Below are 13,466 nucleotides of genomic sequence, written 5' to 3' on the forward strand. Positions count from 1 at the left end.
CCGAGACGGGAGCAAGGTTAGGTAAGGCTTACCTTAACTGGCGCCGTCGTCGCGTCCGGTCAGGGGTCCGTCACGCCCGTTCGTACGCCACCTGACCGGCCACCCAGGTCACCGCGACCCGGTCGGCGAAGGCCCGCAGCTCGGCCGCGTGGGAACGGTCGGAGTCCCCGGCCAGCGGGTCGTCGTCGAGCAGCACCAGGTCCGCGGGGTGGCCGACGGCGACGGTGCCCCACCCGTCGGTCGACGCGGCGAGCGCCTCGCGCGCGGTGATCGACTGCTCGGGGTGCCAGGGCTCCCGCTCGTCCCCGGAGCGGTGGACCGCCGTGGCGATGCCCAGCCAGGGGTCGAGCGGCGAGACCGGGGCGTCCGAGCCGAGGACAACGTCGACACCGTCGTCGAGCATCCACCGCAGCGGGAAGCAGCGCTCCGCGCGCCCGGGCCAGAGCCGCTCGGTGACGTCGCGGTCGTCCACGAGGTGCGCCGGCTGGACGCTCGCGCGGACGCCGAGCGCCGCCATCCGGCGTACGTCGTCGCGCGTGGTGAGCTGGACGTGCTCGATCCCCCCGCGGGCGCCGGTCGCCTCGAACGCGTCGAGCGCCACGCGCACCGCCCGGTCGCCGATCGCGTGCACGGCCACGTCGAGACCGCCCGCCGCCGCGCGGGCCAGCAGCGACCGGAGCTCTTCCGGGGTCTGGTTGGGCTGGCCCTCCTCGAGCCCGGGGACGGCCTTCTCGGCGTAGGGCTCGCAGCACCACGCGGTGCGGGTGTTGAGGGAGCCGTCGCTGATGATCTTGAGCGGACCCATCGTCAGGCGCGGGTCTGCGGCAAGGGGGTCGCCCGTGCGGAGCCCGCGCGCGAGCACGTCGTCGAGGCCGTCGGCGTAGCAGGCGTGCCGCACCCGGACGAGGTCGGCGCCGCCGGCCCAGCGGTCCACCCAGTCCGCGACGCCGCCGCTGAACTCGAGGTCGACCACGCCGACCACTCCCTGCGCGGCGGCCGCCTCCATGGAGCGCCGGTAGGCGTCCGGGCCGGTGCCCTCGGCCGCCAGGACGCTCGCGAGCCGGCCGTAGGCCTGGAACCACTCCCCCTCGCTCACCACGCTCTCGCGGATCGGCAGGGCGAGCATGTGCAGCGCGGTCGTGTTGAGCCACCCGTGGTGGCCGTCGCCGGCGATCAGCACGATCGGCTGGTCGGTGGCGATCGCGTCGAGGTCGGAGACCGCGGGGTTGTCGGGCCACGCGGTCGGCCGGTGCCCCCAGCCGATGACCGGCAGGTCCGGCCACGCCTCCAGCCGCTCGCGCACGAGCTCGACGGCCTCGGCGCAGGAGCGCGCGGTGGCCAGGTCGAGCCGCGCGGACGCGAGCGTCCACTGGCCCAGGTGGACGTGCTGGTCCCACAGCCCGGGCGCCAGCCACCGCCCGCCCGCGTCGTACGCCGGCTCCCCCGGGGCCGGCGACAGCCCCGGGGCGACCTCCACGACGCGCCCGTCCTCGACGCGGACGTCGAGACGTCCGGGGACGTGCTCGGTGACGGCCACCAGGCGGGCGTTGCGGATGAGCATGGGGCCACCGTAGGAGGTGCGGCGGGCCGCCGCGGCGCGGCCCCGGCCGGTTAGGTTGTCCCCATGGATCGGCGGGGGCCTGCGGTGCTGGGCGTGCTCCTCGCCCTCGGCGTCGGGGGCGGTTGGGCCGCAGCAGCGCAGACCCGTGACGAGTCCATCGGAGCGGGCGTCCCGGCGCCGGTGCCCGCCGTGCGCCCCGCCCTCCCGACCGAGCCACCGCGTCCCTTCGCCGAGGACCCCGACGACCCGCCGCTGCGGCCGGGCATCCCGATGGCTCCCGCCACCCTCGGCAGCGGAAAGTTCGAGATCACCTTCCCCGCGCCGGTCGGCTGGCGGATCAACGCCAACGCCAGCAACGAGTGGAAGTTGAAGCAGCCGGGCACCTCCAACAACAGCTACGTCATGCGCGTCGAGCAGATCAACAGCCAGGACATCACCATCGAGGACGCGATCGACATCCGGATCGCGCGGCTGGGCGCCGAGCAGGACGACTTCGAGCCCCTCCGCCGCGGCTTCGACTCCCTCGAGTACACCTACCGCAGCAACGAGGGCAACCTGCGGCACAGCTTCATGCGCTGGCTCGACCTCGACGGCAGCGGCCAGGCCGACGTGGAGATCGTGGTGCACGGCCGCGAGCGCGACGTCGCAGGGGCGCGCGACCTCATCGACCGCGTGGCCGAGGGCATGCGCGGGGCCTCGGGCGGCGTCGCGCCCTAGCGGCTCAGATCCCGACGGTCGTGACCGACTGGAGGACCCGGTTGGCGGTGCCGCGGTCGTGGCTGCGGACCTGGACCCACAGCAACCGGTTCGAGGTCAGCTGCACCACCCGCTCCACGATGAGGTCGACGCCGGGGCAGCCGGTGAAGAACACCGTCACCGAGTCGTCGCCGCGCCGCTGGTCCTCGATCGGCGACCCGGCCTCGCCGCAGGCGGGGTGCTGCGGCACCTGCGGCGGGAGCTCGCCGGCCGCGAGGATGCCCACGAAGACGCCGGGGGCCGGGTCCTCCTCGGTGTTCCACCCCGGACGCGACCCCGACGCGATCGAGGGGTGCTCCTGCTCGTCGCCGACGGGGGTCCATCGCTCCGGGTCGACCTGGGCGGCCCAGTCCTCGGGGACCCGCACCGAGATCGTGCCGGTGACGTCCTCGACGGTGCGCTCGGAGGTGGTCAGCCGCTCGGCAGCCCACCCGACCCCGGCCCCCAGCGCCAGGCACAGGACGCCGGCCACCAGCCACGGCCGGCGCCGACGCTGCCGGGCCGGGGGCGCCGGAGGGTCCGGCGCCGTACCGGTCGCCACGCCGGTGCGACCGGGGTCCGGGGTGGCCTGGGTGTGGTCGGGGTCCGCGGGGATCCACGCGCGCGGCGCTCCGTCGGGCCGCCCGCCGAGGGCGTCGGCCAGCGCCGCGGTGAACGACGCGACGTCCGAGAAGCGCTCCGCGCGGTCCTTGGCGAGCCCGCGCCGGACGACCGCCTCCACCTCCGGGTCGACGCCCATGGGCGCCGGCGGGGCGGGGTCCTCGGCGGCGGCGAGCGTCCTGTGTGCGTAGGGCGGGCGGCCCGCCAGCAGGTAGTAGGTGAGGGCGGCGAGGGAGTACTGGTCGGCGCGCGCGTCCAGCGCCTCGCCGAGCGCCTGCTCCGGAGCGACGTAGGTGGGCGTGCCGCCGACCATGGTCAGCCGCGACGACATGTCCATCGCCTTGCCCAGCCCCAGGTCGCCGAGCATGGTCACCACGTGCGGGCCCCGGCCGTTCTCGACGGTGCGGAACAGCACGTTGGCGGGCTTGACGTCGCGGTGCAGCACCCCCCGGTCGTGCAGCGCCGTCAGTCCCGCGCCGACCTGTGTCACCACGGTAAGCGCCTCGCCGGCGTCGATCGAGGACAGCTCGAGCCGGTCGGCGAGCGTGCCCTGGTCGGCGTACGCCATCACCAGGAAGGGACGGTCGTCGGGCAGCTCGCCGGCGTCGTAGACCGGCACGACGTGGGGCGACTCCACCTTGCGCAGGAACCGGCCCTCCTCGAGGAAGCGCTGGCGCACGTGCAGGTCGCCCGCCCAGTTGTCGGCCAGCACCTTGATCGCGACGGGGCAGTCGAGGTGCTCGTCGTAGGCCAGCCAGACGGTCGCGAACGCCCCGGACCCGATCCGACGCCGCAGCGGGTAGCGGCCGAGACGGGAGGGGGCGGACACCCGGGCATTATCGTGCAGGCGTGAGCTATTCGGGGGACCTGGGCGTCGCGGCGACGCCGGACGAGATCGACGACCTGGCGCGGCGCGCCCGCGACGGGGACCGCGACGCGCTCGAGTCGCTGCTCGCCGCCGTCCGTCCGCGCGTGCTCAACATCTGCCGCGGCGTGCTGCCCTACTCCGGTGACGCGGAGGACGCGTGCCAGGAGGCGATGCTCAACGTCGCGACCCGGATCGGCACGTGGGGCAGGCGCGGCCGGTTCACCACCTGGCTGCACATCGTGGCCGTCAACAGCGCGCGCACGACGTACCGCCGGCTCAAGAACCTCGCCACGCCGACCGACTTCGAGGACGGCGCCCACGACCGGCCCGACCCGCGCACGACCAGCGTCATCGCAGGCACGCGCCTCGACCTCCTCGAGGCGATGGACACCATCGAGAGGGAGCACCCGCAGTACGTCGAGCCGCTGCTGCTGCGCGACGTCTACGGCCTGCCCTACGACGAGATCGCCGCGCTGGTCGGTGCTCCCCTGGGCACGGTCAAGGCGCAGATCCACCATGGTCGCAAGCTGGCCCGGCCGCTGCTGCGGGGCGAGCGGTGAGGCGACCGCGCCCGATCCTCGGTGCCGCCGTCACCCTGTCCGTGACCCTCCTGGCGGGCTGCTCCGACGCCGCGGACGGCCCGGACGGGCTGACCAGCCCCACCTCCGCACCCACGTCCGCCGCGACGCCGACCGACGCCCAGACGGCCGCCGCGCCGGCCTCTGCTCCCGAGGTCGTCGACGCGGTCGAGCAGGACCTCGACCTCGCCCTCTCCACGCCGGTGGAGGACAGCGTCTACCCCGCCGTCGGCGACCCGCGGGTCGACGCGCTGCACTACGACCTCGACCTGGCCTGGAACCCCGACGAGGAGCTGCTCACCGGCGAGGCGACGATCACGTTCCGCGCGACCCGCTCCGCGCCGCGCTTCCAGCTCGACCTCGGCGCACCGCTGCGCGTGGGCGAGGTGAGCCTCGACGGGGAGACCGTGGACGTGGTGCACCGCGGCAAGGACCTCGTCGTGCAGGCCCCCGTCGACGCCGACCGCCGCTACGAGCTGGTCGTCCCCTACGCCGGCACGCCCGAGCCCGCGCCGGCGCCCACCACCCGCAGCGACTTCTCCACGACCGGCTTCACGGTGACGCCGACCGGCGAGGTGTGGACCATGCAGGAGCCCTACGGCGCCTACACGTGGTACCCGGTCAACGACCAGCCCTCCGACAAGGCGCTCTACGACATCACCGTCGAGGCCCCCGCGCCGTGGACCGGCGTCGCCAACGGCAAGCTGACCGGGCTCACGACGGACGAGGACCGCACCACGACGTCGTGGCAGCTCGTCGAGCCGGCGTCGTCGTACCTCATCACGCTCGCCATCGGCGACTACGCCCACAGCAGCAACACCACCGAGGACGGCCTGCGCCTCGACTACTGGACCAAGCGCGGGACCGCGACGCCGACGGCGCGCCTGCACACCGCCGCCGCGATCGTCGACTGGGTCGAGACCAGGCTGGGCCCCTACCCCTTCGACTCCCTCGGGCTCGTCGTCACCGACTCGCAGAGCGCGATGGAGACGCAGACGATGGTCACGCTGGGCAACAACGACTACGTCCTGTCCCCGCAGGTGATCGCGCACGAGATCGTGCACCAGTGGTACGGCGACCAGGTCTCGCCCGCGGACTGGCGCGACGTGTGGCTCAACGAGGGCATGACCATGCTGATGCAGTGGCTCTACGAGGACGAGCACGACATCCGGCCGCTGCGCGCGAGCGTGCAGGGCGCCCACCTCGCCGACCAGGGCCTGCGCGAGCAGTACGGACCGCCCGGCGACTACGACCCGCGGCAGTTCGGCGGCTCCAACATCTACACCACGCCGGCGCTGATGTGGAACGAGCTGCGCCTGGCCCTCGGCGACGACGAGTTCTTCCGCATCGCCCGGTCCTGGCTCGCCGCCCACGACAACACCTCTGCCTCGCGCGAGCAGATCTACGCCCACTGGGAGAGCGAGACCGGCCGCGAGCTGTCGGCGTTCTTCGACGGCTGGATCACCGGCGCCACGACGCCGCCGCGCGGCGTCCCGGGCGGAGCCTGAGGCGGGTCAGCCGGCTGGGCGGCTCACCGCTCCTCGGGCTGCGCGACCCCGTCGGCCGTCTCGGCAGCATCGGCGGTGTCGTCGGGTACGTCGGCCGCCGCTGGCGGCTGCTCGGACCGGGGCTCGGACTCGGCCTCGGACTCGGGCTCGGACTCGGGCTCGGGCTCGGGCAGCGCCACGCCCGGCACGGTGCCGGTCAGGGTGGCGAGCATCTGGCGCACGTTGGACAGCTGGGCGTTGATGCTGTCGCGGCGCTGAGCGGCGGCGGCCAGCTCGCGCTCGGACTCCGCACGCACCCGGTCCGCGGTCGCCCGGGCCTCGGCCACCATCGTGGTCGAGCGCTCCTCGGCGTCGGCCAGCATCCGCGCGACCCGCGCCTCGGCCTCGGCGCGGCTGCGCTCCATGGCCGCCTCCGCGTCGCGGTTGCGGGCCGCCATCGCGTCGAGCTCGGCCTGGGTGGCCGCCTGCTGCGCCTGGAACTCCGAGGTGGCCTTCTGCCGCCGCTCGGCCAGCGTGGTCTCGAAGTCGGCGGCGGCCTGGGCGGCCTTCGCGCGCTGCTCCTCGTAGAGCGCCTCGGCCTCGGCGCGCCGGGCGGACGCGTCACGCTCGGCGGCGTCGCGCTCGGAGTCCGCGGCGGTGCGGGCGTCGGCGAGCACCCGGGCGCCCTCGGCCTCGGCGTCGCGGCGGGTCTCCTCGGCGTAGCGGTCGGCGTCGGCGCGGAGCGCGGCGACCTCGGCCTCCGCCTCCTTGCGCAGCGCCTCGACCTCGCCGACGACCCGGTCACGGATCTCGGCGGCCTCGGCCTCGGCCAGGGCGAGGATCTGCCCGACCCGCTCACCGAGGTGCTCGTACGTCGGCGGCTCGGGCTGCTGCGCCTCCCGCGACACGAGCGCCTCGCGGGAGGCGGCGGCCTCCGCGCGTGCCTGCTCGGCGGCTCCCTCGGCGGCCTCGAGGCGCCGGCGCAGGTCGTCCGCCTCGCGCTGCGCCTGCCCGAGGGCGCGTTCGACCTCGGACGGGTCGTAGCCGCGGCGCACGGTCGTGAACATCTCGTCAGGCATCGGGGTCCTCCTGGGCGGGGGCATCGGCGGGGCTCTGGGCGGGACTCTGGGCGGGACTCTGGCTGGGGACCGGGCCGGGCGGCGCGTGCCCGAGGTCGGGGGAGACCGGCACGGGACCCGGCGCGGGCTGCGGGCGCTCGGGCACGGAGAGCGCCTCGATCACGCCGGAGAGCTGCGCGAGCTCGGCGGCGATCCCGTCGCGCTGCGTCTTCAGCTGGGCGATCTCGGCGCGGGCGCGGTCGAGCGCGCGACGGGCGCCCTCGCGCAGCCGGTCCGCCTCGGCGCGGCCCTCGGAGACCAGCGCCAGCGACTCCTCACGCGCGCGGCGCCGCTCCTCGGCCGCCCGCGCGCGGCTGCGGGTGACCTCCTCGGCGACCAGCGCGCGCAGGCTGGCGGCGCCGGACTCCGCCTCGGCGCGGCGCCGCTCGAGCCGCTCGACGGCGCGCTCGGACTCGTCGGTCGCGTCGGCGACGATGCGGGCGGCCTCGGCCTCGGCCCGGGCGAGCGCCGCCTTGGCCTCGCTCTCCATCTCGCCGGCGGCGAGGCTGGCGACCCGGGCGATCTCCTCGGCGCGCTGCCGGGCGTCGGCGAGCTCCAGGGCCATCCGCCTGGCGACCGCCGCGATCACGCCCTGCAGCCGACGGCGTACGACGCGGGTGTGCGCGGCGACGTCGGCGTGGCCGGCCCTGCGGATGGCGTCGGCCTCGGTGGCGGCGCCGGCCAGGACGGACCGGACCGTGGCCGTGGCCCACTCGGTCTGCTCGGCGGCCTGGCGCAGCTTGTCCTCGCTCTCCGCGCGGGCGGCGGCCAGGGTCTCCTCGGCGGCCTGGCGCAGGCGCTGCGCCTCCGCGACGGCGCTGCGGCGCAGCTCGTCGGCGTGCCGGGCCGCCTCCTCGCGCATGCGCGCCGACTCGCTGGAGGCGCTGGCCCGCAGCGACTCCGCCTCCGCGGTCGCCGACTCCAGGTGGTGGCGGCCGGTGGCACGACCCTGCTCCACCAGCTGGGTCGCGGTCTCCTGCGCGGCCGCCAGGGTGGCCTCCGCCTCGGCGCGGCTGGTCGCGAGGAGGGCGGCCGCCTCGGCCCCTGCAGCGTCGCGCAGCTCCTCGGCCTCCGCGCGCAGGGAAGCGGCCTCCTGCTCGGCCCGGGCGCGCAGCTGCTGGCTCTCCGAGCGAGCCAGCTCGACCTGCTGGTCGCGCGCCGTCTCGGCCGAGCCCATCAGCAGCGACGCCTGCTCGTTGGCGTCGACGACGATCGTGGCGGCCTCCTCGGACGCTCCCGCCAGCACCTCCTCGGCCTGCTTGCGCGCCCGGCCGGCCTCGGCGCGGTCGGCCTCCGCCTCCGCCTGGAGGCGGCGGGCCTCCTCGCGCAGGGCGGTGAGGTCGGCGGTCAGGCGCTGCGCCTCCTGCCGCGCCTCAGCCAGGAGCTCGTCGGCCACCTGCTGGGCCCGGGCGAGAAGTGCCGACGTCGAGGGCCCACCTGCTGGAGCCGTGGCGTCGAGGGCCATGCAGCTGCTCCCTTCACACGCGGTCCGAGGCCGCCATTGTCGCAGCGCCACCGCTGCCCTGACAAAGGGGCGTCCAGGCGTTGCGCCCAGAGCGAACCGTCTTGCCGCGCATCCCCGAATGGCGTTGGAGTGGATCCATGAAGCTCCTCGTGCTCGGCGGCACCCGGTTCCTCTCCCGCGAGGTCGCGGCCCAGGCGGTGCAGCGGGGCTGGGACGTCGCCTGCGCCTGTCGCGGACGGTCCGGGTCGCTGCCCGACGGAGTGCGGCACCTGCCCTGGGACCGCGACGACGAGGCCCCCGACTCCGTGGCGCAGGGCGACTGGGACGCGGTCGTCGACGTCTCGCGCCTGCCCTCGCACGTACGCCGCGCGCTCGCCGCCACGCCCGGCTCCCACTGGGTGTTCGTGTCGACGATCAGCGTCTACGCCGACCCGTCGTCGCCGGCGATGCAGCCGCTCGTCGACCCGGTCGTCGAGGACGTCGACCTGGCCGTCGACCCGGAGGCCTACGGCGGGATGAAGGTCGCCTGCGAGCAGCTCGTGACGGAGCAGGCGGCGTCGTCGGCGATCGTGCGGCCCGGGCTGATCGTCGGACCGGGCGACCCGACCGGGCGCTTCGCCCACTGGCCGCAGCGCCTGGCGCGCGGGGGCGAGGTGCTCGCCCCCGGGAGGCCGCAGGACGTGGTGCAGGTGATCGACGTACGCGACCTCGCCGCGTGGCTCCTCGACCTCGCCGCGGCGCGCACGGCCGGCACCTTCGACGCCGTCGGCGAGCCGATGGCGTTCGGCGAGCTGCTCGCACACGTGGCGAGCGGCGTGGGCGGCGACGGAGTAGGGCTCACCTGGGTCGACGCGGCGTTCCTGGAGGAGCACGGGGTCACGCACTGGGCCGGCGACGGGTCGCTGCCGCTGTGGCTGCCGCGGCCCGAGTACGACGGCATGCTGGCTCACGACCCCGGCCCGGCGCTCGCCGCCGGCCTACGGCTGCGGCCGCTCGCCGAGACCGCGCCCGGCTGCCTCGACTCACCGGTCCACGCGCTGTCGCCCGAGCGGGAGGCCGAGGTCCTGGCGGCCTGGCACTCCCGCGCGGGGGGTATCTAGGGACGAACTGGTGGCGAAACGGCCTTCCGGCCTACCAGGACGTCCCTAGATACCCTCAGAAGAGGAGCGCGGTGCCCGGGTCCTGCAGGATGCCGGCGACGTCGGCGAGGAAGCGCGAGCCCTTCTCGCCGTCGATGTGCCGGTGGTCGAAGGACAGCGCCAGGGTGGTGACGTCACGGACCACGATCTCCCCGGACTCCTCGTCGACCCACGGCCGCTTGTTGATCGCGCCGAAGCACAGGATCGCCGACTCGCCCGGGTTGATGATCGGAGTGCCGGCGTCGACACCGAAGACGCCGACGTTGGTGATCGTGAACGTCCCGCCCGCCATCTCCGCCGGCTGGGTCCGCCCCTCCCGCGCCGTGGCGGTGAGCTCGCCGAGCGCCGTGGCCAGCTCGGGCATCGAGAGCGAGTCGGCGTCCTTGACGTTGGGCACCACCAGGCCGCGCGGCGTCGCCGCCGCGATGCCGAGGTTGACGTAGTGCTTGTAGACGACCTCCTGCGCGGCCTCGTCCCACAGGGAGTTGATCTCCGGGGTGCGCTTGATGGCGAGCAGCACCGCGCGGGCGAGCACCAGCAGGGGGCTGACCTTGACGTCGCGGAACTCGGGTCGCTGCCGGAGCCGACCCACCAGTTGCATGGTCGCCGTGACGTCGACGGTGATCCACTCGGTGACGTGCGGGCTGGTGAACGCCGACTGGCTCATCGCCGCCGCCATCATCTTGCGCACGCCCTTGATCGGCTCGCGGGTCTCGCGCGCCCCCGCCGCAGGTGCCGCGGCCGGCTCGGGCTGACCGGAGCCGCCGTACGACGCGCCGGGCGCGCCCGCGCCCTGCAGGTCGGCGACCTCGCGACCGGCTCGCGTGCCGCCGGCGGACGTCGCCGCGTGCACGTCGTCGCGGGTGATCGACCCCGACGGACCGGATCCGGTGAGCGTGGCCAAGTCCACCCCGAGGTCCTTGGCGAGCTTGCGCACCGGCGGCTTCGCCAGCGCGCGTACGACGCGGGGCTCGGTCTGGGCCGCGGGCGGGACGAGCGCCGCGGCCGGGGCAGCGGCAGGCGCGGCCCGCTGGTCGACGGCCGGCACCGGCGACTCGTCGGCCGGCATGACCTCGTCGGACTGCGCGCCTCCGGGAGCGAAGGCGCCCTGGACCTGCATCTGGGTCTGCGCCCCCGCAAGGGTGCTCGGGGAGGCCGAGCCACGGCGGGCGCGGCGCATCGGGCCGCGGTCTGCCTTGATCCGGCCGACGAGGGACGCGCCCTCCATCGAGCCGGAGGCGGCGGGGTTGGACAGGTCGATCTCGGTCGGGTCGACCTGGGCGGGCGGCTGGCCCGCACCCTCGCCGGCGCCGGCCTTCTGCGCCATGCCGAGATAGGGGTCGGACTCGGTCTGCGGGGCGGTGCCGCCGGCCGGGGCGGCGGGCGCCTCACCGGCGGCGCCGATCGCGATGATCGGCGTGCCGACGGGGACGGTCTCGCCCTCGGCCACGAGCAGCGACACGACCGTGCCCTCGAAGGGCGAGGGCAGCTCGACCAGCGACTTGGCGGTCTCGATCTCGACGATCACGTCGTTGATCTCGACGGTGTCGCCGACCTTGACCTTCCAGGAGACGATCTCGGCCTCGGTGAGGCCCTCACCGACGTCGGGCAGCAGGAACTCGGACATCAGGGTTCCTCTCAGTAGGCGAACGTGCGGTCGACGGCGTCCAGCACCCGGTCGAGGTCGGGGAGGTACTCCTCCTCGATCCGCGACGGCGGGTAGGGCGTGTCGAAGGCGCCGACGCGCAGCACCGGCGCCTCGAGGGAGTAGAAGCACTCCTCGGTGACGCGGGCGGCGAGCTCGGCCCCCATGCCGAGGTTGACGTGCGCCTCGTGGGTGACCACGCAGCGACCGGTGCGGCGTACGGACTCGTAGACCGGTGCCATGTCGAGCGGCGACAGCGTGCGCAGGTCGATCACCTCGAGGCTGCGGCCCTCGGACTCGGCGGCCTCGGCGCACTTGAGCGCCGTCTTCACGGTCGGGCCGTAGGCCAGCACGGTCGCGTCGGAGCCGGTCCGCACGACCCGGGAGCTGAACAGCGGCTCGGGCGTCGCCGACTCGTCGAGCTCAGCCTTGTCGGCGTGGTACTGCCGCTTGGGCTCGAGGAAGATGACCGGGTCGTCGTGGGCGATGGCCTGCTGGATCATCCAGTAGCCGTCGACGGGGTTGGAGCAGGCGACGACCTTGAGGCCGGGGGTGTGCGCGAACTGCGCCTCGGGGCTCTCCGAGTGGTGCTCGACCGCCCCGATGCCGCCCCCGAAGGGGATGCGGATGACGATCGGCATCTTCACCTTGCCCTGCGAGCGGTAGGTGTACTTGGCGACCTGGCACACGATCTGGTCGTAGGCGGGGTAGACGAAGCCGTCGAACTGGATCTCCACGACGGGGCGGTAGCCGCGCAGCGCCATCCCGACCGCCGTGCCGACGATGCCGGACTCCGCGAGCGGGGAGTCGATGACACGGTCCTCGCCGAAGTCCTTCTGCAGCCCGTCGGTGATGCGGAAGACGCCGCCGAGCTTGCCGACGTCCTCGCCCATCAGCAGGACCTTGTCGTCGTCCTCCATGGCCTTGCGCAGCCCCATGTTGAGGCCCTTGGCGAGCGTGATCTTGGCGGTCATGTCAGTGCGCTCCCTCGAAGCTGGCGAGGTAGGCCGCGAAGCCGTCGCGCTGGGCGGCGATCTCCTCGGTCATCTCGCTGAAGACGTAGCCGAACTGGTCGAGCGGCTGCGGGTCGGGCAGCGCCTTGCAGCCCTCGCGGAGGTGGTGGCCCAGCTCCTTGGCCTCGGCGTCGAGGTCGTCGAAGAACTCCTGGTCGACCAGGCCGTTGCGGCGCAGGTACACCTTGAGCCGCTCGATCGGGTCCTTGAGCTTCCAGTGCTCGAGCTCGTCGTTGAGGCGGTAGCGGGTGGGGTCGTCGGTCGTGGTGTGGGCGCCCATCCGGTAGGTGTAGGCCTCGACGAACGACGGCCCGTTGCCCTCGCGGGCGCGCTGCAGCGCGGCCTTGGTGACGGCGTACGTCGCCAGCACGTCGTTGCCGTCGACGCGGATGCCCGGGAACCCGAAGCCGAGCGCGCGCTGGTAGAGCGGGATGCGGGTCTGGCGCTCGATCGGCTCGGAGATGGCCCACTGGTTGTTCTGGCAGAAGAACACGACCGGCGCGTTGTAGGAGGCAGCGAAGATGAACGCCTCGTTGACGTCGCCCTGCGAGGACGCGCCGTCGCCGAAGTGCGCGATCACGGCCGCGTCGCGCTCGGGGTCGCCGGTGCCGACGACGCCGTCGCGCTGCATGCCCATGGCGTAGCCCGTGGCGTGCAGGGTCTGGGCGCCGATGACGATCGTGTAGAGGCCGAAGTTGTTCTCGGCCGGGTCCCAGCCGCCCTGGTCGACGCCGCGGAACAGCCCGAGCAGGCGCAGCGGGTCGACGCCCCGGCAGTAGGCGACGCCGTGCTCGCGGTAGGTCGGGAAGACGTAGTCCTGGGGGCGCAGCGCGCGGCCGGCGCCGATCTGCGCGGCCTCCTGGCCGAGCAGCTGGGCCCAGATGCCGAGCTCGCCGTGGCGCTGGAGCGCGGTCGCCTCGACGTCGATGCGCCGGGTGAGGACCATGTCGCGGTAGAGCCCGCGCAGCTCCTCGGCGGAGAAGTCGTGGTCGAACTCGGGGTGGTGGACGCGCTCGCCCTCGGGCGTCAGCAGCTGGACGAGGTCGGGGCCTCCGTCGGACTGCGCGGGTCCGAAGACCTCCGCGAGGTCGGGGCCGAAGGTGTCGCTCCCGGGGGAGGCAGGGTCGGACAACGCACTCTCCTTCACAGCTAGCGGCAGTCTCGGGATCGCCGGACGCCGACGGCTTGCAGCGTGGCCGCCGGCGTGTGTGACCCCGACCACATGATGGTGCTCAA

11 protein-coding genes are annotated in these 13,466 nt (G+C 74.5%); 4 read left to right on the plus strand and 7 right to left on the minus strand.

Going from position 1 to position 13,466, the window contains the following annotated elements:
- Nucleotides 1-70: 70 nt before the first annotated feature.
- Nucleotides 71-1,561, minus strand: coding sequence for an amidohydrolase (locus J3P41_RS07595; RefSeq protein ID WP_210649564.1), 1,491 nt, complete (start codon nucleotides 1,559-1,561; stop codon nucleotides 71-73).
- A gap of 63 nt (nucleotides 1,562-1,624) precedes the next feature.
- Here J3P41_RS07595 and J3P41_RS07600 point away from each other — a divergent pair, with 63 nt between their 5' ends.
- Nucleotides 1,625-2,278 (plus strand): hypothetical protein, encoded by a 654-nt coding sequence (locus tag J3P41_RS07600; protein WP_210649565.1) that lies wholly within the window; start codon nucleotides 1,625-1,627, stop codon nucleotides 2,276-2,278.
- Between the two features lie 4 nt (nucleotides 2,279-2,282).
- Here the strand turns inward: J3P41_RS07600 and J3P41_RS07605 are convergent, their stop codons facing one another.
- A complete protein-coding gene (locus tag J3P41_RS07605; RefSeq protein ID WP_210649566.1) occupies nucleotides 2,283-3,746 on the minus strand; it encodes a serine/threonine-protein kinase in 1,464 nt (487 codons plus the stop codon).
- Between the two features lie 20 nt (nucleotides 3,747-3,766).
- Here J3P41_RS07605 and J3P41_RS07610 point away from each other — a divergent pair, with 20 nt between their 5' ends.
- Both J3P41_RS07610 and J3P41_RS07615 read left to right on the plus strand, forming a co-directional pair.
- Entirely contained in the window at nucleotides 3,767-4,345 is a 579-nt protein-coding gene (locus tag J3P41_RS07610) for an RNA polymerase sigma factor (protein WP_307861876.1), read from the plus strand.
- Nucleotides 4,342-5,871, plus strand: coding sequence for a M1 family metallopeptidase (locus J3P41_RS07615; RefSeq protein ID WP_210649567.1), 1,530 nt, complete (start codon nucleotides 4,342-4,344; stop codon nucleotides 5,869-5,871). The genes J3P41_RS07610 and J3P41_RS07615 overlap by 4 nt, the downstream gene beginning before the upstream one ends.
- A 23-nt stretch (nucleotides 5,872-5,894) precedes the next feature.
- On the opposite strand, the gene J3P41_RS07620 is transcribed toward J3P41_RS07615, so the two are convergent.
- Nucleotides 5,895-6,929 carry a hypothetical protein gene (locus J3P41_RS07620; protein ID WP_210649568.1) on the minus strand — a complete coding sequence of 345 codons (1,035 nt, stop codon included), beginning with the start codon at nucleotides 6,927-6,929 and terminating at the stop codon, nucleotides 5,895-5,897.
- Nucleotides 6,922-8,433, minus strand: a complete 1,512-nt coding sequence (locus J3P41_RS07625; RefSeq protein ID WP_210649569.1) for a hypothetical protein — start codon at nucleotides 8,431-8,433, stop codon at nucleotides 6,922-6,924. The genes J3P41_RS07620 and J3P41_RS07625 overlap by 8 nt, the downstream gene beginning before the upstream one ends.
- Nucleotides 8,434-8,570: 137 nt before the next feature.
- Between J3P41_RS07625 and J3P41_RS07630 the strand changes: the two genes are divergently transcribed.
- Nucleotides 8,571-9,533, plus strand: coding sequence for an NAD-dependent epimerase/dehydratase family protein (locus J3P41_RS07630; protein WP_210649570.1), 963 nt, complete (start codon nucleotides 8,571-8,573; stop codon nucleotides 9,531-9,533).
- 55 nt (nucleotides 9,534-9,588) lie between these two features.
- Here J3P41_RS07630 and J3P41_RS07635 read toward each other — a convergent pair whose 3' ends face one another.
- From J3P41_RS07635 to pdhA, 3 genes are read right to left on the minus strand one after another with little or no spacing between them, the layout of a single operon-like run.
- A complete protein-coding gene (locus J3P41_RS07635) occupies nucleotides 9,589-11,199 on the minus strand; it encodes a dihydrolipoamide acetyltransferase family protein (RefSeq protein WP_210649571.1) in 1,611 nt (536 codons plus the stop codon).
- A gap of 11 nt (nucleotides 11,200-11,210) precedes the next feature.
- On the minus strand, nucleotides 11,211-12,191 hold the full coding sequence (locus J3P41_RS07640; RefSeq protein ID WP_210649572.1) for an alpha-ketoacid dehydrogenase subunit beta: 981 nt from the start codon (nucleotides 12,189-12,191) through the stop codon (nucleotides 11,211-11,213).
- 1 nt (nucleotide 12,192) lies between these two features.
- Nucleotides 12,193-13,263, minus strand: coding sequence for a pyruvate dehydrogenase (acetyl-transferring) E1 component subunit alpha (gene pdhA, locus J3P41_RS07645; protein WP_374192871.1), 1,071 nt, complete (start codon nucleotides 13,261-13,263; stop codon nucleotides 12,193-12,195).
- Nucleotides 13,264-13,466 lie beyond the last annotated feature (203 nt).

The sequence above is a fragment of the Nocardioides sp. SYSU D00065 genome, from assembly GCF_017916425.1.
In the GTDB taxonomy this organism is placed as follows: domain Bacteria; phylum Actinomycetota; class Actinomycetes; order Propionibacteriales; family Nocardioidaceae; genus Nocardioides.

Bases quoted from the DNA above. Each gene is read 5' to 3' on its own strand.
- J3P41_RS07625 (WP_210649569.1), bottom strand. From the start codon at position 8,433: ATGGCCCTCGACGCCACGGCTCCAGCAGGTGGGCCCTCGACGTCGGCA.
- J3P41_RS07620 (WP_210649568.1), bottom strand. From the start codon at position 6,929: ATGCCTGACGAGATGTTCACGACCGTGCGCCGCGGCTACGACCCGTCC.
- J3P41_RS07595 (WP_210649564.1), bottom strand. From the start codon at position 1,561: ATGCTCATCCGCAACGCCCGCCTGGTGGCCGTCACCGAGCACGTCCCC.
- J3P41_RS07635 (WP_210649571.1), bottom strand. From the start codon at position 11,199: ATGTCCGAGTTCCTGCTGCCCGACGTCGGTGAGGGCCTCACCGAGGCC.
- J3P41_RS07640 (WP_210649572.1), bottom strand. From the start codon at position 12,191: ATGACCGCCAAGATCACGCTCGCCAAGGGCCTCAACATGGGGCTGCGC.
- J3P41_RS07630 (WP_210649570.1), top strand. From the start codon at position 8,571: ATGAAGCTCCTCGTGCTCGGCGGCACCCGGTTCCTCTCCCGCGAGGTC.
- J3P41_RS07600 (WP_210649565.1), top strand. From the start codon at position 1,625: ATGGATCGGCGGGGGCCTGCGGTGCTGGGCGTGCTCCTCGCCCTCGGC.